General features: G+C 68.6%; 15 protein-coding genes and 2 rRNA genes (1 of these 17 only partly in view). 6 read left to right on the forward strand and 11 right to left on the reverse strand.

Annotated elements, in window-relative coordinates; genetic code table 11:
• The 4 genes from FB381_RS08370 to FB381_RS08385 all read left to right on the forward strand — a co-directional run.
• A 23S ribosomal RNA gene (locus tag FB381_RS08370) occupies nt 1-1,434 on the forward strand; it begins 1,657 nt to the left of the window's first position.
• 166 nt (nt 1,435-1,600) lie between these two features.
• Nucleotides 1,601-1,717: ribosomal RNA gene (gene rrf / locus FB381_RS08375) — 5S ribosomal RNA — on the forward strand.
• 111 nt (nt 1,718-1,828) lie between these two features.
• On the forward strand, nt 1,829-2,875 hold the full coding sequence (locus FB381_RS08380; RefSeq protein WP_141779860.1) for a tetratricopeptide repeat protein: 1,047 nt from the start codon (nt 1,829-1,831) through the stop codon (nt 2,873-2,875).
• A gap of 226 nt (nt 2,876-3,101) precedes the next feature.
• Nucleotides 3,102-3,632 carry a DUF3145 domain-containing protein gene (locus tag FB381_RS08385; RefSeq protein WP_141779861.1) on the forward strand — a complete coding sequence of 177 codons (531 nt, stop codon included), beginning with the start codon at nt 3,102-3,104 and terminating at the stop codon, nt 3,630-3,632.
• A gap of 87 nt (nt 3,633-3,719) precedes the next feature.
• Here FB381_RS08385 and FB381_RS08390 read toward each other — a convergent pair whose 3' ends face one another.
• From FB381_RS08390 to aceE, 7 genes are all read right to left on the reverse strand, one after another.
• Nucleotides 3,720-5,168, reverse strand: a complete 1,449-nt coding sequence (locus tag FB381_RS08390; RefSeq protein ID WP_141779862.1) for an acyl-CoA carboxylase subunit beta — start codon at nt 5,166-5,168, stop codon at nt 3,720-3,722.
• Entirely contained in the window at nt 5,168-6,436 is a 1,269-nt protein-coding gene (locus FB381_RS08395; RefSeq protein ID WP_141779863.1) for a beta-ketoacyl-[acyl-carrier-protein] synthase family protein, read from the reverse strand. The genes FB381_RS08390 and FB381_RS08395 overlap by 1 nt, the downstream gene beginning before the upstream one ends.
• Nucleotides 6,437-6,542: 106 nt before the next feature.
• Entirely contained in the window at nt 6,543-6,794 is a 252-nt protein-coding gene (locus tag FB381_RS08400; RefSeq protein ID WP_141779864.1) for an acyl carrier protein, read from the reverse strand.
• A 51-nt stretch (nt 6,795-6,845) separates the two neighbouring features.
• Nucleotides 6,846-7,832 (reverse strand): beta-ketoacyl-ACP synthase III, encoded by a 987-nt coding sequence (locus FB381_RS08410; RefSeq protein WP_246088022.1) that lies wholly within the window; start codon nt 7,830-7,832, stop codon nt 6,846-6,848.
• Complete coding sequence (locus FB381_RS08415) at nt 7,829-9,019, reverse strand: acyltransferase domain-containing protein (RefSeq protein WP_141779866.1); 1,191 nt, start codon at nt 9,017-9,019, stop codon at nt 7,829-7,831. The genes FB381_RS08410 and FB381_RS08415 overlap by 4 nt, the downstream gene beginning before the upstream one ends.
• 137 nt (nt 9,020-9,156) lie before the next feature.
• Complete coding sequence (locus FB381_RS08420) at nt 9,157-10,344, reverse strand: PucR family transcriptional regulator (protein ID WP_141779867.1); 1,188 nt, start codon at nt 10,342-10,344, stop codon at nt 9,157-9,159.
• Nucleotides 10,345-10,453: 109 nt separating this feature from the next.
• Nucleotides 10,454-13,189, reverse strand: coding sequence for a pyruvate dehydrogenase (acetyl-transferring), homodimeric type (gene aceE, locus FB381_RS08425; protein WP_246088307.1), 2,736 nt, complete (start codon nt 13,187-13,189; stop codon nt 10,454-10,456).
• Between the two features lie 188 nt (nt 13,190-13,377).
• Here aceE and FB381_RS08430 point away from each other — a divergent pair, with 188 nt between their 5' ends.
• On the forward strand, nt 13,378-14,265 hold the full coding sequence (locus FB381_RS08430) for a carbohydrate kinase family protein (RefSeq protein WP_141779869.1): 888 nt from the start codon (nt 13,378-13,380) through the stop codon (nt 14,263-14,265).
• Here FB381_RS08430 and FB381_RS08435 read toward each other — a convergent pair.
• Complete coding sequence (locus FB381_RS08435) at nt 14,262-15,245, reverse strand: NAD(P)/FAD-dependent oxidoreductase (RefSeq protein ID WP_141779870.1); 984 nt, start codon at nt 15,243-15,245, stop codon at nt 14,262-14,264. The two genes, FB381_RS08430 and FB381_RS08435, sit on opposite strands and share 4 nt — an antisense overlap.
• Entirely contained in the window at nt 15,242-16,357 is a 1,116-nt protein-coding gene (locus tag FB381_RS08440; RefSeq protein WP_141779871.1) for a glutamate-cysteine ligase family protein, read from the reverse strand. The genes FB381_RS08435 and FB381_RS08440 overlap by 4 nt, the downstream gene beginning before the upstream one ends.
• Nucleotides 16,358-16,425: 68 nt before the next feature.
• Here FB381_RS08440 and FB381_RS08445 point away from each other — a divergent pair, with 68 nt between their 5' ends.
• Nucleotides 16,426-17,202, forward strand: a complete 777-nt coding sequence (locus FB381_RS08445; RefSeq protein ID WP_141779872.1) for a siderophore-interacting protein — start codon at nt 16,426-16,428, stop codon at nt 17,200-17,202.
• A gap of 4 nt (nt 17,203-17,206) precedes the next feature.
• On the opposite strand, the gene FB381_RS08450 is transcribed toward FB381_RS08445, so the two are convergent.
• Nucleotides 17,207-18,403, reverse strand: coding sequence for a glycoside hydrolase 5 family protein (locus FB381_RS08450; RefSeq protein ID WP_141779873.1), 1,197 nt, complete (start codon nt 18,401-18,403; stop codon nt 17,207-17,209).
• Nucleotides 18,404-18,452: 49 nt separating this feature from the next.
• Entirely contained in the window at nt 18,453-19,475 is a 1,023-nt protein-coding gene (locus FB381_RS08455) for a LacI family DNA-binding transcriptional regulator (RefSeq protein ID WP_141779874.1), read from the reverse strand.
• Nucleotides 19,476-19,562 lie beyond the last annotated feature (87 nt).

The following is a 19,562-nucleotide window of genomic DNA, read 5'->3' on the forward strand; positions in this document are numbered from 1 at the left end:
ATGGTAGTCGCCGGCCAAGCATGTAGGACTGAGTCTAGGCAAATCCGGGCTCTGTATGTCTGAGATGTGATGGGGAGCCGTTTGGTGAAGTCGATGATCCTATGCTGTCGAGAAAAACCTCTAGCGAGTCATGAGCCGCCCGTACCCCAAACCGACTCAGGTGATCAGGTAGAGAATACCAAGGCGATCGAGCAAACCATGGTTAAGGAACTCGGCAAAATGCCCCCGTAACTTCGGGAGAAGGGGGGCCGGATCCGTGAACCACCTAGCGTGGGGAAGCGGTGATGGCCGCAGAGACCAGGCCCAAGCGACTGTTTACTAAAAACACAGGTCCGTGCGAAGTTGTAAGACGATGTATACGGACTGACTCCTGCCCGGTGCTGGAAGGTTAAGAGGACGGGTTAGCACTTGTGCGAAGCTCAGAATTTAAGCCCCAGTAAACGGCGGTGGTAACTATAACCATCCTAAGGTAGCGAAATTCCTTGTCGGGTAAGTTCCGACCTGCACGAATGGAGTAACGACTTGGGCGCTGTCTCAACCGTGGACTCGGCGAAATTGCACTACGAGTAAAGATGCTCGTTACGCGCGGCAGGACGGAAAGACCCCGGGACCTTTACTATAGTTTGGTATTGGTGTTTGGTTCGGCTTGTGTAGGATAGGTGGGAGACTGTGAAGCGCACACGCCAGTGTGTGTGGAGTCAACGTTGAAATACCACTCTGGTCGTACTAGATGTCTAACTTCGGACCATGATCTGGTTCAGGGACAGTGCCTGATGGGTAGTTTAACTGGGGCGGTTGCCTCCTAAAGTGTAACGGAGGCGCTCAAAGGTTCCCTCAGCCTGGTTGGCAATCAGGTGGCGAGTGTAAGTGCACAAGGGAGCTTGACTGTGAGACAGACATGTCGAGCAGGGACGAAAGTCGGAACTAGTGATCTGGCCACGGCATGTGGAAGCGTGGTCACTCAACGGATAAAAGGTACCCCGGGGATAACAGGCTGATCTTCCCCAAGAGTCCATATCGACGGGATGGTTTGGCACCTCGATGTCGGCTCGTCGCATCCTGGGGCTGGAGTAGGTCCCAAGGGTTGGGCTGTTCGCCCATTAAAGCGGCACGCGAGCTGGGTTTAGAACGTCGTGAGACAGTTCGGTCCCTATCCGCCGCGCGCGTAGGAAACTTGAGAAAACCTGTCCCTAGTACGAGAGGACCGGGATGGACGAACCTCTGGTGTGCCAGTTGTACCGCCAGGTGCATGGCTGGTTGGCTACGTTCGGAAGTGATAACCGCTGAACGCATCTAAGCGGGAAGCACGTTTCAAGATGAGGTTTCCCACCCTTTATGGGTTAAGGCCCCCTACAGACTATGGGGTTGATAGGCCGGAGGTGTACAGCAGAGATGCCTAGCCGACCGGTACTAATAGGCCGAGGGCTTATCTTTCATAAACCCTCAACAAAAACAACAAATCGAAGACCACTTCGAACACTGTTCGCGTCCACGAACCAACATCAGCAAGATGTTAGAACTAAACAATGGCTTGGCCACCCCAAGCAGATTGCCTGGCAGCAGTAGCGCCGGCAAGCGAGTAGGGGTGTGTCGATAGAGTTACGGCGGCCATAGCGAAGGGGAAATACCCGGTCCCATCCCGAACCCGGAAGTCAAGCCCTTCAGCGCCGATGGTACTGCAACCGAGAGGCTGTGGGAGAGTAGGACGCCGCCGGACAAAATTTCAGGTAGAGGCCGCCCGTATGGGCGGCCTCTACTGCATTTACAGGCGATATGATCTTGGGATCGATCGAAGTCGGCTGCAACAGCAGCAGTGAGGATGGGGGCTATGGCTGACGAGCGCCGTAGCAACAGAGGCGGCAAGCCCGCCGGACGCCCCGGGCGTCCGAAGAGCTCAGGTTCATCCGCCGGCGGCCGTGGCGGTCGACCTGCGTCAGGTCGCAGCAACGACCGCCGTGACGGCAGTGGCCGCGGAGGTGACCAGCGTGGTGAAGGCGGTCGCGGAGGCGACCAGCGCCGCGACGGCAAGCCGTCGAACGGCCGTGGCGGCCCCCGCGCGGGTGGCCGTACCGACGGGCCGAAGCGCGGTGGCGGCAGCGACCGCAAGGGTGGTTACTCCAAGGACCGCGGCGGTAAGCCGCAGCAGCGACGCTTCGACGAGCCGCGCGAGGAGCGTACGGCTGACCAGCGCGCCTACGACGGTCCGGTGCTCCCTGAAGACGTGACCGGCAAGGAGCTGGATCGAGCGATCTCGGCCCAGTTGCGCGGTCTGCCCGAGAAGCTCGCTGCTCGGATCGCCCGCCACCTGGTGGCGGCCGACATGTACATCGAGTCCGACCCGGAGCTCGCCTACCAGCACGCCAAGGCCGCCAAGTCGCGTACGCAGCGGATCGCTGTGATTCGCGAGGCGCTGGGCGAGGCCGCCTACGCCGCTGGTCACTACTCCGAGGCGCTCGCCGAGCTGCGTGCTGCGAAGCGCATGAACGGCGCCACGGCCTACCTGCCGATCATGGCCGACTGCCACCGTGCGCTGGGTCAGCCGGAGCAGGCGATCAAGCTGGCGCACAGCCCGTCGGTGGTGAACTTCGAGGCTCCGGCCAAGGCCGAGATGACGCTTGTCGAGGCCGGTGCCCGTCGCGACATGGGACAGTTCGACGCTGCCCTGCGGATCCTCGAGCTCTCCCCGCTGAACAACAAGAGCCGCGAGCCCTGGGTTGTGCGTCTGCGCTACGCCTACGCCGACACGCTGCAGGAAGCCGGCCGGGACAAGGACGCCCTGACCTGGTTCCACCGCACCTACGCGATCGACTCCGACGAGCTCACCGACGCCGCTGTGCGCGCGGAGACTCTCGAGAAGACGGTCGAGAGGGACTGACAGCCCCGTCCTACGGACTCACCTGTCGACCCAGTGGCGACCGACATCGTCGGTCGCCACTGGCCGTTTTGCCTCGATACTGGAGATCCGGGCTCGCGTAGGTAAGAATGGTGTGTAACAACTACACAGCAAACCGGATTCATGTGATCCACCGAAGAGTTTCCTTCACGCATCATCGAGCCCGCTGGGGAAGGCGTAGCTCGCGCCGCAACGAAGGAGATATTCGGTGACCACTCAGATCAAGGACCCGAGCGCCTCGCGTGATAACGCCCGAGGCGTTGTGTTCGTGCACTCAGCTCCCTCCGCGCTCTGCCCCCACATCGAGTGGGCCGTCGCGGGGGTTCTTGGCGTGCCGGTGAGCCTGGACTGGACACCGCAGCCCGCGCAGGCCGGCACCTACCGTGCCGAGCTCTTCTGGTCGGGCGCGGTCGGTTCGGCGGCGGCGATCGCCTCGGCGCTGAAGGGGTGGACCCACCTGCGCTTCGAGGTGACCGAGGACGGCACGCCGACCTCCGAGGGCGGCCGTTACTCGTTCACCCCCGACCTCGGTGTCTTTCACGCCGTGACCGGGCTCCACGGCGACATCATGATCCCCGAGGATCGTCTCAAGGCCGCCGTCGTGAAGGCTGCGAACGGCGACACCACGCTCGAGCTCGAGGTGGACAAGCTCGTCGGCAAGCCCTGGGACGACGAGCTCGAGACCTTCCGGCACGCGGGTGAGGGTGCGCCCGTCCGCTGGCTGCACCAGGTCGTCTGAGCGAGACCCTGTCGGCCGCAGAGCACGGCCGTCACAGACAACGCCGAGTCGGCGCGTTATAACGCGCCGACTCGGCGTTGTTTTCGGTCAGAGGGGGATGTTGCCGTGGTTGCCGCGGCGTACGCCGACGGTCTGGATCGCGTCCTCGAAAGCGGCAGCGATCGCGCTGCGGGTGGCGGAGGGTTCGATCACCTCGTCGACGACACCGATCTCGACGGCCCTGTCGACGCCGCCGGCGAGCCGCTCGTGCTCGGCGGCCAGCTCGGCCTCGACCTGGGGACGGAGATCGGGGGCGACCTCGGCCAGCTTGCGACGGTGCAGGATGCGAATGGCAGCGACAGGCCCCATCACGGCGACCTCCGCGCCCGGCCACGCGAACACCTTGGTCGCACCGAGCGAGCGGGCGTTCATCGCGATGTAGGCGCCGCCGTAGGTCTTTCTGGTCACCAGCGTGACCCGCGGGACGACGCACTCGCCGAAGGCGTGCAACAGTTTTGCTCCGCGGCGTACGACGCCGTCCCACTCCTGGCCGACGCCCGGGAGGTAGCCGGGCACGTCGACGAGCACGATCAGCGGAACTCCGAGGGAGTCGCAGAGGCGTACGAAGCGGGACGCCTTCTCGGCGGAGAGCGAGTCGAGACATCCACCGAGACGCAGCGGGTTGTTGGCGACGACGCCGACGGTGCGGCCGCCGAAGCGGCCCAGGGCCGTGACGATGTTGGGTGCCCAGCGTGCGTGCAGCTCCTGGGTGGTGCCCTCGTCGAGCACGCTCTCGACGAGCGGGTGCACGTCGTAGGCGCGCTTCTTCGACTCGGGGAGCTGCTCGGCAAGATCCCTGTCGTCGACAGCGGAGACGTCGAGGCCGCCCTGGGAGCCGAGGAGCGAGGCGACGGTGCGGGCCTTGTCGAGCGCTTCACGCTCGGACTTGGTCAGGATGTGCACGACGCCGGAGCGGCGGCCGTGCGGCTCAGGGCCGCCCAGACGCAGCATGTCGACGTCTTCGCCGGTCACGGAGCGTACGACGTCGGGGCCGGTGACGAAGATGCGGCCCTCGGGCCCGAGGATGACGACGTCGGTGAGCGCGGGGCCGTAGGCCGCGCCTCCGGCGGCCGGCCCCAGGACCACGGAGATCTGCGGGATCTTGCCGCTCGCCTGGGTCATCACGTGGAAGATGCGGCCGACGGCGTGCAGGGAGAGCACGCCCTCCGCGAGCCGGGCGCCGCCGGAGTGCCACAGGCCGATGATCGGGATGCCGTCGGTCATCGCACGGTGATAGGCATCGACGACCACGCGGCAGCCGAGGTCGCCCATCGCGCCGCCCATGACGGTGGCGTCGGAGCAGAACGCGACCGCTCGGGTGCCGTTCACCTCGCCGACGGCCGCCAGCATGCCAGAGTCGTCGTCGGGGGAGATCAGCTCGACGGTGCCGTCGTCGAAGAGTGCCTTCAGACGCGTGACGGGGTTGCGAGGATCCTGGTCGCGGGGAAGCTTCTGCTTCTTCGCGGGGGTAGGTGCGGGGGTGGTGGTGACGGTCATCAGAAGCTCCCGAAGGCGACGGCGACGTTGGCGCCACCGAAGCCGAAGGAGTTGTTGAGGGCCGCGATGTCACCGGAGGGCAGGTCGCGTGCCTTGGTGGCGATGTCGAGCTCGACCGCGGGGTCGAGGTTGTCGAGGTTGATGGTCGGGGGCGACTGGCGGTGCTGGATCGCCAGCACGGTCGCGACCGACTCGAGAGCGCCGGCGCCACCCAGGAGGTGGCCGGTCATCGACTTCGTCGAGGTGACCACGACGTCGGAGACGTGGGCGCCGAGGGTGGCATGGAGCATCAGGCCTTCGGCGATGTCGCCCTGCGGGGTCGAGGTCGCGTGCGCGTTGACGTGCACGATCGAGCTCGGGTCGACGTCGCCGTCCTCGAGAGCACGCTTGATCGCGCGGCTGCCGCCACGGCCCTCGGGGTCGGGCTGAGCGATGTCGTGGGCGTCGGCGGTGACGGCGGCGCCGAGCACCTCGGCGTAGATCCGCGCGCCGCGGGCCTGGGCGTGCTCGAGCTTCTCCAGCACGAGAACCCCGGCGCCCTCGCCGAGGACGAAGCCGTCGCGGTCGGTGTCCCACGGGCGGCTGACCGTGGTGGGGTCACCGCCGTCGGCGCCGGAGGCGGTCTTGGACAGAGCCATCATGTTGGCGAACGCGGCGATCGGCAGCGGGTGGATCGCCGCCTCGGTGCCACCGGCCAGCATCACGTCGGCACGGCCCAGGCGGATCTGGTCGGCGGCCAGGGCGATCGCCTCGGATCCCGAGGCGCAGGCCGAGACGGGAGTCTGGGCGCCTGCGCGTGCGCCATAGGCCAAGGAGATGTTGGCGGCCGAGGCGTTGGCCATCAGCATCGGGACGGCCAGCGGGCTGACGCGTCGGGGCCCCTTCTGCAGGAGCGTGGCGTAGTTGTCGAGCAGGGTCGTGATGCCGCCGATGCCGGTGGCCAGCGCGACTCCGAGACGCTCGCCGTCGAGTCCGGCGTCGGTGGCGGTGCCCTCGAAGCCGGCGTCTTTCCAGGCCTCGGCGGCCGAGATGACGGCGAACTGGGCGGAGCGGTCCAGGCGCCGGGCCTTGACCCGCTCCAGGATCTCGGACGGATCGACGGCGGCACGGCCGGCGATGCGTACGGGAAGATCGGCGGCCCACTCATCGGTGAGCTCGCGGATGCCGGAGCGACCGGCGATCAGGGCATCCCAGGTGGCGGGGACGTCTGCGCCGACCGGGTTGATGGTGCCCAGTCCGGTGACGACGACTCGGGTGCGGCTGCTCATGTGGTCTCCGTGTGGGGTGGGTTGGTGCGCTGTTGGGGCCGGTGGATGAGGTCAAGCAGGTCCGGCGGCCCGACCTGGGAGGGTTGGCCGAGCCGCCGGGGGCACATCAGGCGTTCGCGGACGCCTTCTCGATGAAGCTCACTGCGTCACCGACGGTCTTGAGGTTCTTGACCTGGTCGTCAGGGATGGATACGCCGAACTTCTCCTCGGCGGCGACGACGACCTCAACCATCGACAGCGAGTCGACGTCGAGATCGTCGACGAAAGACTTGTCGAGCTGTACGTCGGCGGCGTCGATGCCGGCGACCTCGTTGACGATGTCGGCGAGGTCGGAGCGGATCTCTTCGGTGGTGGCCATGTGGTGCTTCCTCTCGGATTTCTGTGTGATGAAACTGGTGGTGCTCGGGAACTAGGGGACGACGACGACCTGGGCCGCGTAGACCAGGCCGGCGCCGAAGGCGATGAGCAGTGCGGTCTCGCCGGACTTCGCCTGCCCCTCGTCGATCATCCGCTCGAGGGCGAGCGGGACCGAGGCGGCCGAGGTGTTGCCCATCGTCGCGATGTCACGGGCGATCTTGACCGACTCCGGGAGCTTCATGGAGCGGGCGAGAGCGTCGACGATGCGCATGTTGGCCTGGTGAGGCACGAAGCAGTCGAGCTCGTCTGCGGTGATGCCGGCCTTCTCGAGCGCCTCGTTGCCGACCTTGGCCATCGAGTAGGCGGCCCAACGGAAGACCGGGTTGCCCTGCATCCTCAGCCAAGGGGTCTCCTTGGCCTCGATCGCGTCGAACCAGTCGGCCGTCTGGATGTGGTCGGCCTTGTCGCCCGAGGAACCCCACACGACCGGGCCGATACCGGGCTCCTCGCTCGGCCCGACCACGGCCGCGCCCGCGCCGTCGGCGAAGATGAACGCCGTGCCGCGGTCGTGCGGGTCGGTGATGTCGAGGAGACGCTCGACGCCGATGACGAGGACATGGTGGGCGCTGCCGCCGCGGATGAGGTCGTTGGCCATGGTGACGCCGTGGCAGAAGCCTGCGCAGGCCGCCGAGATGTCGAAGGCGGCCGGGTGGTCGGCTCCGAGCTCGTCGGCGATCAGCGCGGCGACCGCAGGGGTCTGGCGCATGTGGCTCACGGTGGCGACGATGATGCAGTCGACCTGGTCGATGCCGATGCCGGCGTGCTCGAGCGCCTTCCGGCTGGCTGCGACCGACATCATCTGGACGGTCTCGTCCTCGCTCGCGCGCCGGCGCTCGCTGATGCCGGAGCGGGTGCGGATCCACTCGTCCGAGGAGTCGATGAGGTCGACGATCTCGCTGTTGGGCACCACTCTGCGCGGGCGGTAGCCGCCGACACCGAGGATGCGAGCGTGCGGTGAGCCGGTGGGAGGAGTGATCACGAGTGCTGCGCTCCCTGGGGGTGCAGGCGCAACAGTGGCTGCCCCGGGGAGACGAGGTCGCCGTCCTCGACGAGCCATTCGATGATCTCTCCGCCGTGGGCTGCGGTGATCGCGATGGTGTCGCGAAGGCTGGCCACGCCGCCGATCTCGGTGCCGGCGCTGAGCACCTCGAGCCCGGCGACGGCCTCGGAGAGCTTGAAGGTGCCTTTGGCGGGGGAGACGACCATGCGCCAGGTCGGTGTGGTCTCGATCGGGTTGGCCTCGCCGTGCTTCTCGACGAACGCGCGGGCGTCGTCGAGCTGGTCGGGCGTCTTGAGGGCGAAGGTCTCCACGCCCTTCAGTGCGCGCTTCGCGATGCCGGTGAGGGTGCCGGCTGGAGGCATCTCCAAGATGCCGGTGACACCGATGTCGGACATGGTCTCCAGACACAGGTCCCAGCGCACCGGGTTGGCGATCTGGCCGACGATCCGGGCGAGCGCCTTGGCGCCGTCGTGGACGATCTGGCCGTCCTTGTTGCTGATCAGGCGCGTACGCGGATCGTGGGTCGACACGCTCCGAGCCAGCCGGGCGAGGTGGCCCACGGCGGGCTCCATGTGTTGGGTGTGGAAGGCGCCGGCGACGCTGAGCGGCATCAGCCGGGCCTTCGCCGGCGGGTCGGCGGCGAAGGCCTCGAGCTGCTCGAGCGTGCCTGCGGCGACGATCTGGCCGGGGCCGTTGTCGTTGGCAGCGGTGAGCCCGTGCTTCTCGAGAGAGGCGAGCACCTCCTCGCGGGAGCCGCCGAGGATCGCGGTCATGCCTGTCGGTGTCTTGGCGGCGGCCTCGGCCATCGCCTTGCCGCGCTCACGCACGAGCACCATCGCCTGCTCGGCGCTGATCGCGCGGGCGCCCGCGGCGGCGGTGATCTCACCGACGCTGTGTCCGGCGACGGCGCCGATCTTCGAGAACGCGTCGGCCGGCTGTGGGAAGAGCTCCAGCGCTGCGACCAATCCGGTGGCGACCAGCAGGGGCTGGGCGATCTCGGTGGCGCGGATCGTGTCCGCGTCGGCGTTGGTGCCGTAGTCGATCAGGTCGATGCCTGCGACGGTCGAGAGCCACTCCATCCGAGCGGCAAATGCGGGGTCTTCCAACCACGGGGTGAGGAAGCCTGGTGTCTGAGCACCTTGTCCTGGGGCGACAATGATGAGCACGGGAACGATGGTGCCGTGAGGAGGGCCTCTGCAGCAGCGTTTTCGGCAACGAATATCTGTCAGGCATTCTTGTAGAAGTCCTACAAACGATGCCCCTGCCGGGTCTGCGCGCTGGGCGCCCTCGCTCCTTCGCTTGGCTAGTGGTCCTGCTGGCGTCCCAGGATGAGGGCGACCTGCAGGGCGAGGGCGTCGCGGGAGTCGGTCGGCACGAACCCGGTGAGCTCGGCGACCTGCTTGAGGCGGTAGCGCACGGTGTTGGGGTGGACGAACAGGGCTCGGCCGGTCGCCTCGAGCCCACCGCCGGCGGCGAAGTAGGCAGCCAGCGTCTCGATCAGGGTGCTGCGAGCCTCCACCAGCGGTTGGTAGAGATGCTCGATCAGGTAGCGATGCGCCCAGACGTCGCCGGCCAGCGCGCGCTCGGGCAGGAACGACTGGCTCCGGGCGGGGCGGGGCGCGTCGGGCCAGCCCGGCGCGGCCCGGTAGGCCGAGAGCGCTGCCCGGGCGGACTCGGCAGCGGTCGCCAGCCCGGCGGCCATCGGGCCGACCACGACGGGGCCGTCGGCGAAGAGGTCGGCGAAGCGGCCGGCGGCCTCCAACGGGTCGTCGATCCCGCCGAGCAGGGCCACGAGCCGGTCTCCCTGCACCGCGCACAAGGTGTGCAGATCGTGGGCACGCGCGCGGCGGCGCACCTCCTCCATGGCGGCATCGAGACCGACGCCGTCGGGGGCGTGGCCGAGCACCGCGCACAGCTGTAGATCAGCGTCCCAGCCGAGTGCGCTGGCCCGGGAGAGGACGACCTCGTCGGTCTCGGCGCGCAGGACGGCGTCGACGACGAGCGCCTCGAGTCGCGCGTCCCAGGCGCCACGCTGCTCGGCCGCCCGCGCGTAGACCTCGGCGGTGGCGAAGGCGACCTCGCGGGCATAGCGGCCGATCGCCTCGTGGACGTCGGCCGCGTCCTCGGGTCCGAGCAGGTGGTCGATGTTGGACTCGACCACCTCGATCGAGAGACGCACCAGATCGACGGTCTGCTGGAGCGTGATGAGGCCGGTCAGTGCGCGCGGCGCGACGCCGAACATCGATGCGGCCAGGTCGGGCTTGGCGGTGTCGGCGGCCGCGCCACCGGCGTACCAGCCGACGAACTCCTTGATGCCGGCCTGCACGATCATGCCGACCAGCGACCGGTTCTTCGCGGAGAGATCCTTGAACCACGGCATCGCGTCGTCCATCCGCGACGTCGCCGCGGTCGCCAGTCGGCCGGTCGCGCGACGTAGCGCCTGCGCGGTGCGCTGGCGTGTGGGAGGGATCGCTGCGGTCACGTCGTCCATTCTTGCGCTTGGTGCATCTGATGACATGCCGAGTCGGCGCATCCGACCCCTCTGGCTCGCTTCGCTTCGCCAGACACGGGGTCAGATGCGCCGACTCGGCGCCACGAGCTCAGGCGTCGCCACCCTCCTGCACGATGCCCTTGGTGGCGGTCGGGTCGTCGATGCGGTAGGCGTCGAAGGCCTTCTTCACCACGGAGGCGTCGATCTCGCCGGCCTCGGCCAGAGCCTGGAGGGCCTGGACGACGACCGACTCGGCGTCGATCTGGAAGAAGCGACGCGCGGCCGGACGGGTGTCGGCGAAGCCGAAGCCGTCGGCCCCGAGGACCCGGTAGTCGTCGGGCACCCATCGGGCGATCTGCAGCGGGACGGCCCGCATGTAGTCGGAGACCGCGATGACGGGGCCGTTGGACGGCGAGAGCTTCCCGGTGACGTACGGGGTGCGCGGCGTCTCGCCCGGGTGGTTGAGGCTCCACTGCTCGGCGTCGACGGCGTCGCGGGCCAGCTCGTTCCACGAGGTGACCGACCAGGTGTCGGCGTTGACGCCCCAGTCGTCCTTGAGGAGACGCGCCGCCTCCTCGACCCACGGGAAGCCGACGCCGGAGGCCAGCAGGCGCACCCGCGGACCCTCGCCCTCGGCGGTCGAGACCTGGTGGATGCCCTTCAGGATGCCCTCGACGTCGACGGCCGCGGGCTCCTTGGGCTGGCTGACCGGCTCGTTGTAGACGGTCAGGTAGAAGATCACGTTCTCGCCGTGCGGGTGCTCCTCGGAGGTGCCGTACATCCGCTCGAGGCCGCTCTGCATGATGTGGGAGACCTCGTAGGCGAACGCCGGGTCGTAGTGCACGACCGCCGGGTTGGTCGCCGCCAGCAGCGGGGAGTGACCGTCGGCGTGCTGGAGACCCTCACCGGTCAGCGTGGTGCGACCGGCGGTGGCACCGATCAGGAAGCCGCGGCCCATCATGTCGGCCATCGCCCAGATCGAGTCGCCCGTACGCTGGAAGCCGAACATCGAGTAGAAGATGTAGAACGGGATCATCGGCTCGCCGTGGGTGGAGTAGGCCGTGCCGGCGGCGGTCGCCGAAGCCATCGCGCCTGCCTCGGAGATGCCCTCGTGGAGCAGCTGGCCCTGCGTGGACTCCTTGTAGGAGAGCAACAACTTCCGGTCGACGGACTCGTACTGCTGGCCGCCCGGGTTGTAGACCTTTGCGCTCGGGAACATCGCGTCCATGCCGAAGGTGCGGTACTCGTCGGGCGCGATCGGGACGATGCGCTTGCCGATCTCCGGGTCACGCATCCAGTCCTTGAGCAGCCGCACGGTCGCCATCGTGGAGGCGATCTTGTTCTTCCCGGAGCCCTGCTTGAGCTCGGAGTAGACCTTGTCGCCCGGCAGCGTGAGCGGCTTGAAGTCGACCCGGCGCTGGGGGAGCGGACCACCGAGCTGCTTGCGGCGCTCCATCATGTATTCGATCTCGGCCGACTCCGGACCCGGGTTGAAGAACGGGGCCGCGCCGGTCTGCTCGTAGGTCGCCTCGAGCTCCTTGTCGGAGATCGGCAGCAGCAGACGGTCGCGGAACTTCTTCAGGTCCGGCATCGTCAGCTTCTTCATCTGGTGGGTGGCGTTCTTGCCCTCCAGTGCATCGATCGTCCAGCCCTTGATCGTGTGGGCCAGGATGACGGTCGGCTGACCGACGGTCTTCGTGGCCGCGTCGAAGGCGGCGTAGACCTTGCGGTAGTCGTGGCCACCGCGGGGGAGCTTGCGGATCTGCTCGTCGCTCATCTGCTCGACCATCTTGCGCAGGCGCGGGTCGGAGCCGAAGAAGTTCTCCCGGACGTACGCACCGGTCTCGACCGAGTAGGTCTGGAACTGGCCGTCGGGGGTGGAGTTCATCTTGTTGACGAGGGTGCCGTCGACGTCCTTGGCGAGGAGCTGGTCCCACTCGCGGCCCCAGATGACCTTGATGACGTTCCAGCCGGCGCCACGGAAGTTGGACTCCAGCTCCTGGATGACCTTGCCGTTGCCGGTCACCGGGCCGTCGAGCTGCTGCAGGTTGCAGTTGATCACCCAGACCAGGTTGTCGAGCTCCTCGCGGGCGGCCACACGGATGGCGCCGAGCGACTCGGGCTCACCCATCTCGCCGTCGCCGAGGAAGGCCCACACCCGCTGGTCGGAGGTGTCCTTGACGCCGCGGTTCTGCAGATAGCGGTTGAACCGCGCCTGGTAGATCGAGTTGATCCCGGTCAGACCCATCGAGACCGTGGGGAACTCCCAGAAGTCGGGCATCAGACGAGGGTGCGGGTAGGAGGAGAGGCCCTGGCCGACGCCGTGCTGCACCTCCTGGCGGAAGCGGAACAGCTGCTCCTCGCTGAGGCGGCCCTCGAGGAAGGCGCGGGCGTAGATGCCGGGGGAGGCGTGGCCCTGGATGAAGATCTGGTCGCCGCCGCCGGGAGCGTCGCGGCCACGGAAGAAGTGGTTGAAGCCGACCTCGTAGAGGCTCGCCGAGGACTGGTAGGTGGCGATGTGGCCGCCCACCTCGAGGCCCTTGCGGTTCGCGGAGGAGACCATGACGGCGGCGTTCCAGCGGATGAAGGCGCGGATGCGTCGCTCGGTGTCCTCATCGCCCGGGAACCACGGCTCGCGGTCGGAGGGGATGGTGTTGATGTAGTCGGTGCTGCGCAGCGCCGGCACGCCGACGGACTGCTCGCGGGCGCGCTCCAGCAGGCGCAGCATGACGTAGCGGGCACGATCGCGCCCGCTCGACTCGAGCATCGCGTCGAACGAGCCGAGCCACTCGCTTGTCTCTTCAGGATCGATGTCCGGAAGCTGGGTCGGTAGACCCTCGTGGATAACGGTCGGCTGGGCGGGGGTAGGGCCCTGCGGACCACCAGGCGTCTCGGTGGATTCTTCGGTCACGTACTCAATGTTCGCACGCGGTTCCAGGGCCTGGGGCAACCGCGGTCGGTTACCCACGAGTAACGGTTTGCCCAGGTCATCCCGTAAGAATCACCCGTACGCCGCGCTGCTAATGTGCGCGCGTGACTGGTCTCGATGGCAATGGTGTCGATGATGTCCTGGTGGTCGGTGAGGCGCTGGTGGACGTGGTCACCACCGCTGATGGGGAGACCCAGGAGCACCCCGGTGGGAGCGGCGCCAACGTCGCTGTGGCACTGGGGCGACTGGGTCGCCCGGTGCGGTATGTCGCCTCCTTCGCCGACGACGCCCGGGGGCAGGCGCTCGCCGCGCACCTCGACGACTCCGGGGTGCGGATGGCCTGCGACCCGCACGTGCTGGCCCGCACCTCCACGGCGCAGGCCACGATCGGGTCCGACGGCTCGGCGACCTACGTCTTCGACCTCGAGTGGCGCCTGGGCGAGATCGCGGTGGGCGCTCCTCGGTTCGTGCACATCGGGTCGCTCGCGCCGGTGCTCTCGCCCGGAGCCGAGAGCGTCTTCGCGCTCCTCGACGGGCTCCCCGAGCAGACCCGCGTGCTCTACGACATCAACATGCGGCCCTCGCTGACCGGCACCGGTGCCGACGTCGTGGCCAGCATCGAGCGGGCCGTGACCTACGCCGACGTGGTCAAGGCGAGCGACGAGGATCTCGACACGCTCTACCCGGGAGTCGACCTCGACGAGGCCGCGGCGCGGCTGCTCGGCTTCGGTGCCGGCGCGGTCGCGGTGACCCGCGGCGGCGAGGGAGCCAGCTGGTTCACCGCCGAGGGCCGCGTCGACGTCGGTGCCGAGCCGGTGACCGTCGTGGACACCATCGGCGCCGGCGACACGTTCTCGGCAGGCCTGGTCGACGCGTTGTGGGACGACTTCGGTCGTGACCCCGCCGAGGTGCTCGCCCACGGCGTCAAGGCCGCGGCGATCACCGTCTCGCGGGCGGGCGCCAACCCGCCGACCCGCGCCGAGCTGCCCTAGCCTGCGAGCGGTTCGGAGAGCCGCTCGGCGAGCGTACGCCCCAGCCACGCCGAGGAGCGGACGGCGCTGCCGCACCCGGCCACCAGCAGACCCGGCTCGGGCTCGTCGAGCACGAGCTTCTTCTGGGCGATGTCGACGCCCCACAGGATCTGCTCCGTCTTGGCCTCACGGAGCCAGGGCAGCGCGGTCGCGAGCCCGCGGTCCAGCAGTGTCGCCCAGTAGTCGACCGCGCCGGAGGTGTCGTCGTCCTCGACGATGTCCTCCTGGCCGACTAGGACCCGCAGCCGCCCCTCGACCGACTTCACGAACACGTACCCGAAGCCGTCGCCGACCGGCACGATCGTGTGCGGCATCCCCTCGCGTTCGGGCGGCACCGGGGCGTCGAGCACGAAGAGCTGGCGCTTCTCGAGGTCGACACCGCCGTGCGGGAAGAGCCGCTTGTTGGCGGCGCCCAGGGCGACCAGCACGCGGGCGGCGCGGATCGTGCCGCGCGAGGTCTCGACCAGGTGGCCCGAGCCCTCGGGGCGTACGCCGTCGACGACCGTGTCGGAGTAGACCTGCACTCCGGCGCCACGAGCCTGCTCGAGCAGGTGGGCGACGAGCTTGGCAGCCGAGATGTTGAGCGCCGGGATGTGCTCGCCGGTGTGGAGCAGGTGGTAGCTGTTCTCGATCGCCGCCAGGTCGACGCCGTCGGCGAGAAGCGAGCGCACGAGATCAGCGGTCTCGGCGGTCATCTCGCGCTTGACCGGGTCGCTCCAGGTCCACCGGACGCTGCCACCCGAGTAGCGGTAGGTGGTCACGTGCGAGGTGTCGTCGGCGGGAGCGTCGTCGATCACCACGACCCGCAGCTGCGGTGCGGTGCGAGCCAGGAAGTGGGCCGTCGAGGCGCCGATCGGGCCGCCCCCGCAGATCACCACGTCCGCCTCGGTGGGGAGATCTGTGGGGAGATCGGTGGGCAGGTCGGCGGGCAGGTCGGTCAACGAAGTCCTTCCGGGTGGAACATCAGGCCTGTGCGCGAATATGCGTCCAGCAGGGTATCGGCAGGCGTACGCCTCGCGCTGAGCAACGGGTCGAGGACATCGAGGTGACCGGCCTCGGGCCGCCCCGCGAGCGCACGCCGGGCGGCGGTCAGCACGTCGCGGGCGCCGGCGGCGATCTCCGGGTCGGCGAAGGCGGCGGTGGCTGAGCGCTGGTGCAGGTCGCGGCTGGGCGCGTCGGCGAGGCCCGGAAGGTCGTCGGCGAGGCAGACGCCGAGCGCCAGGGCAGTGCCGGCCAGCAGGAGATCGCGGGAGAGGAAGGCGTCATAGGCCTTGAACTCGATGCGTCCTTCTTCGCGAGGCACCCGTGGTGGGTGCACGAGGAGCGGGTCGGCGCCGGCGGGAGGCGAGGAGACGAAGCACCGCGTCGCCACCCGCCGCCAGGTGCGCTCGTAGGTGCGCTTGCTCGGGCCGCGCCACCGGTGGCCGGCGTGGAAGGGCGAGCTGAAGCTGAACGGCACCATGAACGGGCTGTAGTGCGTCAGCCTCCGGGCCAGGCCGACGACCTGGTCGGCGCCGAGCCCGGGGAAGGAGAGGTTGATGTCGGGCCCGTAGCTCAGGTTGGAGACCTCGGCGTGGTCGTACTCACGATGCTCGGCCCGCATCGCCTGCTCCCACTCGTTGAGCGGTGGGTCCATGACGTACGCCTCGCGGACCGGGTTGAAGCCGACGATGCCCAGTCGCAGGCCCAGCGGCGCCAGGCGCCCGGAGACCTCGGCCTGCAGCTCGATCAGCCGGTCGGTGGCCTCGGTCGTGCTCGAGCAGATCGGGGTGCGGATCTCCAGGCCCTTGACCAGCATGGAGGTGAAGGTGCCTTCGGGGTCGAACCGCTCGTCTCCTTCGAGATACCAGTAGCCGCCCTTGATGCCGAGGTCGCCGCGCACGAGCTCCGGGTCGGCGGCGCCCGGGCCGTCGGCGAGCGCCTGCTGCAGGGTCTCGAAGTCGAGATCGGCGAAGTCGTGGAAGGTGGCGGTGGCGTGAGAGGTGTCCGTGCCACCGGGGGAGGGCAGGGTCACCAGGGCATACTCGAACTCGAGCCCGGCGGAGTAGAGCACCCGGTAACCCTAGGGGAGCGCGCGTGGCCACCACAGGGTTTCTTGGTAATTAGGTTAGGCTCCCCTTCATGTTTCGCGCGGTGAAGCCGGAGACCAAGCCGGAGACGCGGGTCGAGGTGACCTCGACCCAGCGCCTCAGCCCTGGGATGACCCGTGTCCACTTCCGCGCCGACGACCTCTCCGCCTTCGTCGGCAGCGTGTGCACCGACCGCTTCCTGCGCCTGGAGATCCCGCTGGCCGACGGCTCGACGGTGGTGCGCACCTACACGGCGCTCGATCCCTCGATCACCGAGGGCACCTTCGCGATCGACTTCGTGCTCCACGGCGACGCAGGAGCAGCGGGCTGCTGGGCGGCGTCGACGGAGCCCGGGGAGGCGCTCACGGTGCGCGGCCCCGGCGGGACGTACGCTCCCGACCCGACCGCCGACTGGCACCTGCTCGTCGGCGACGAGTCCGGGCTGCCGGCGATCCGGGCGGCCTTGGCCGCGCTGCCGGCCGACGCGCGTGGACATGCGGTGATCGAGGTGCGCTCCGACGATCACCGGCAGCCGCTGGCGGCGCCGGCCGGGGTCGAGGTGCGCTGGGTCGATGCCATCTTCGACCCGCCGTTGGACGATGTGGTGCGCGAGCTGCCGTGGCTGCTGGGCCGGGTGCATGCGTTCGTGCACGGCGAGGCCGGTATGACGATGCGTCGCATCCGCCCCTACCTCCTGCGCGAGCGCGGGATGCCTCGCGGTGACCTGTCGATCTCCGGCTACTGGCGCCGAGGCAACAGCGAAGACGCCTTCCGATCCTGGAAGCGTGCCCAGGCGTCAGCCCGCCCGGCGGCGTACGCAGCGGGCTGAGGCCTCACGACCGCCCGGGCGGCACGATCTCGACCGGCCCGCGGGCGCGTGCCTGCACCCACGCTCGGTGGAAGCTGCTGCCGGGGGCGATCTCGGCACGCCGCTCGGGTGCACGGGCGATGTCGACCGGGCACTCCAGCCGTTGCCGTGCGACCGGTGCGGGGCGGGCGCCCCGATGACGACGGACAGCCTCCGCGAGCGCCTCGGCGACGGGCTTGCGCTGATGGTCGACCGTGAAGAGGCCGAGGTCGTACTCCCGCTCGGGGAAGTCGGCCAGCGAGCGGTCCAGGTCGTGGGAGCACCACCAGGTGATGCCGAACAGCGCCGGGTTCTGGGCGACGTGGTCGATGGTGCCGGTGACGAACTCACGCACGCTCTCCAGGCCGACCTCGGGCAGGGGCGCCCCGATCTCCTGCAGCCAGACCCCGCGCCCCGGCGCGGCGGCGTACGCAGCGGCCAGCTCGACCAGGTAGTCGGCATGGGTCAGCGTGGCCGGCCCGAGCGGCGCGTCGATCGCGCCGACGCCGTTGAAGACCCAGGAGTGCACGGTCGAGAGATCGCCGAGCGTGGTGACGTCGGCGGGCCCGAAGGGATGGTCGGGCGCGTAGAAGGCGTCGTCGAAGAGCGAGTGGAGGCAGTGCAGGCCGGGGGCCGCCTCGCGAGCGGTCTCGAGGAGCTCCTCGGCCCAGGAGCGGGAGTCGGCGATCGTGGTCGGGTTGGAGGGCCACAGGTTGTTGACCTCGTTGCCGAGGGTCAGCGCGAAGACGTTGTCACGGGTGGCGACCGCTGTGGCGAGGGTGTGGACGTAGGTGCGCAGACCCTCACGCACCTTCGGGTCGGTGAAGAGCGAGCGCTGATGGTGGGTGAGCACCCACGAGGGCAGGAAGTCGAAGCTCGACAGGTGGCCCTGGACCAGATCGACACAGACCTCGAGCCCACGGGCGGCGGCCAGGTCGATGGTGGTCAGCACGTCGTCGACCGCGGCCGAGCGGATCAGCGTGCGGTTGGGCTGGATCCACGGCCAGACCGGGAAGATGCGTACATGGTCGAGACCGAGCCCGGCCAGGTCGTCGAAGTCGCGGGCGACCTCGTCGGCGTCGAAGTCGAGCCAGGAGTAGAACCAGCCCGACGAGGGCACGTGGTTGGCGCCGAAGCGCAACGGCGCCTGGGCGGTGGTCGAAGGCGTGGGGAAGGCGGGCACCCGCGCAATCTAAACCGTTTCAGTAAAACTGGCAATCGATGATCGGAGCTCAGCGGTCGGCGGGCGGGTGGGTGCTCTCCCGGGGCACGAGCACCGGGGTGCTCGACTTGTGGCGCAGCGTCAACGTCGGGTCGGCGATCAGGCGGATCAGCTCGCGGGCGGCCTCGGCGGCCCAGCCCTGGGTGTCGCGTGTCAGAGCGGTGAGCGCGGGGTGCGTCAGTCGGGCCAGGAGGGAGTCGTCGAAGGAGAGGATCGAGAGGTCCTGTGGCACCCGCACGCCCATCTCCAGGGCCACGCCCAGGCCGGCGACGGCCATCACGTCGCTGTCGTAGACGATCGCGGTCGGACGCTCGCGCCTGGACAGGACGCGACGGGTGATCACGGCACCCTCCGAGTCGCTGTAGTCGGTCGGGATCGAGGTGACCTCGGCCAGCTCATGGCGTGCCTTGGCCTCGGCGAGCACCTTCATCCGGCGCTGGGTGTGCAGGAACTGGGGCATGCCGGCGACGTGGACGACGCGACGGTGGCCGAGGGCGGCGAGATAGTCGACCGCCTCGTGCATGGCCTCGCGGTCGTCGGCCCAGGTGAAGCTCAGTGACGTGTTCTCCAGCGGCCCGCCCATCACCATCACGGGAACGCCGAGTCGTTCGAGCTCAGGGATCCGGGGATCCTCGGCGAGTGGGTCGAGCAGCACGAAACCATCGACCCGCTGCTCCGCGGACCAGGTGCGGTAAGCATCCATCTCGGACTCCGTGTCCCCGACCACGAGCAGCTGGAGGGCGGTGCCGTCCTCGGCCAGGCCGGCCTGCAGGCCGGACACGACCTGCCCGAAGAACGGCTCGACCCCCAGCGTCAGTGCAGGGCGGGACAGGATCAGGCCGACCGCTCCGGCCCGGGACTTGCCGAGCGACCTCGCCGCGCGATGGGGGCGCCAGTTCATCTCGTCGGCTACGGCGAGGATGCGACGCCGGGTCTCCTCGCTGACCCCCGGCCGTCCGTTGAGCGCGAACGAGACGGCGCCCTTGGAGACGCCGGATCGCTGTGCGATGTCGGCGATCGTGGGTCGTGTCATCCGTAGTCCTTCCTCGGCGTAGATCAGGAACATCCTGTCGATGAGCAAGATGTGGCGTCCCTCACAAGGATGCCTTGACGGCGAACC

The organism is Nocardioides albertanoniae (genome assembly GCF_006716315.1).
In the GTDB taxonomy this organism is placed as follows: domain Bacteria; phylum Actinomycetota; class Actinomycetes; order Propionibacteriales; family Nocardioidaceae; genus Nocardioides; species Nocardioides albertanoniae.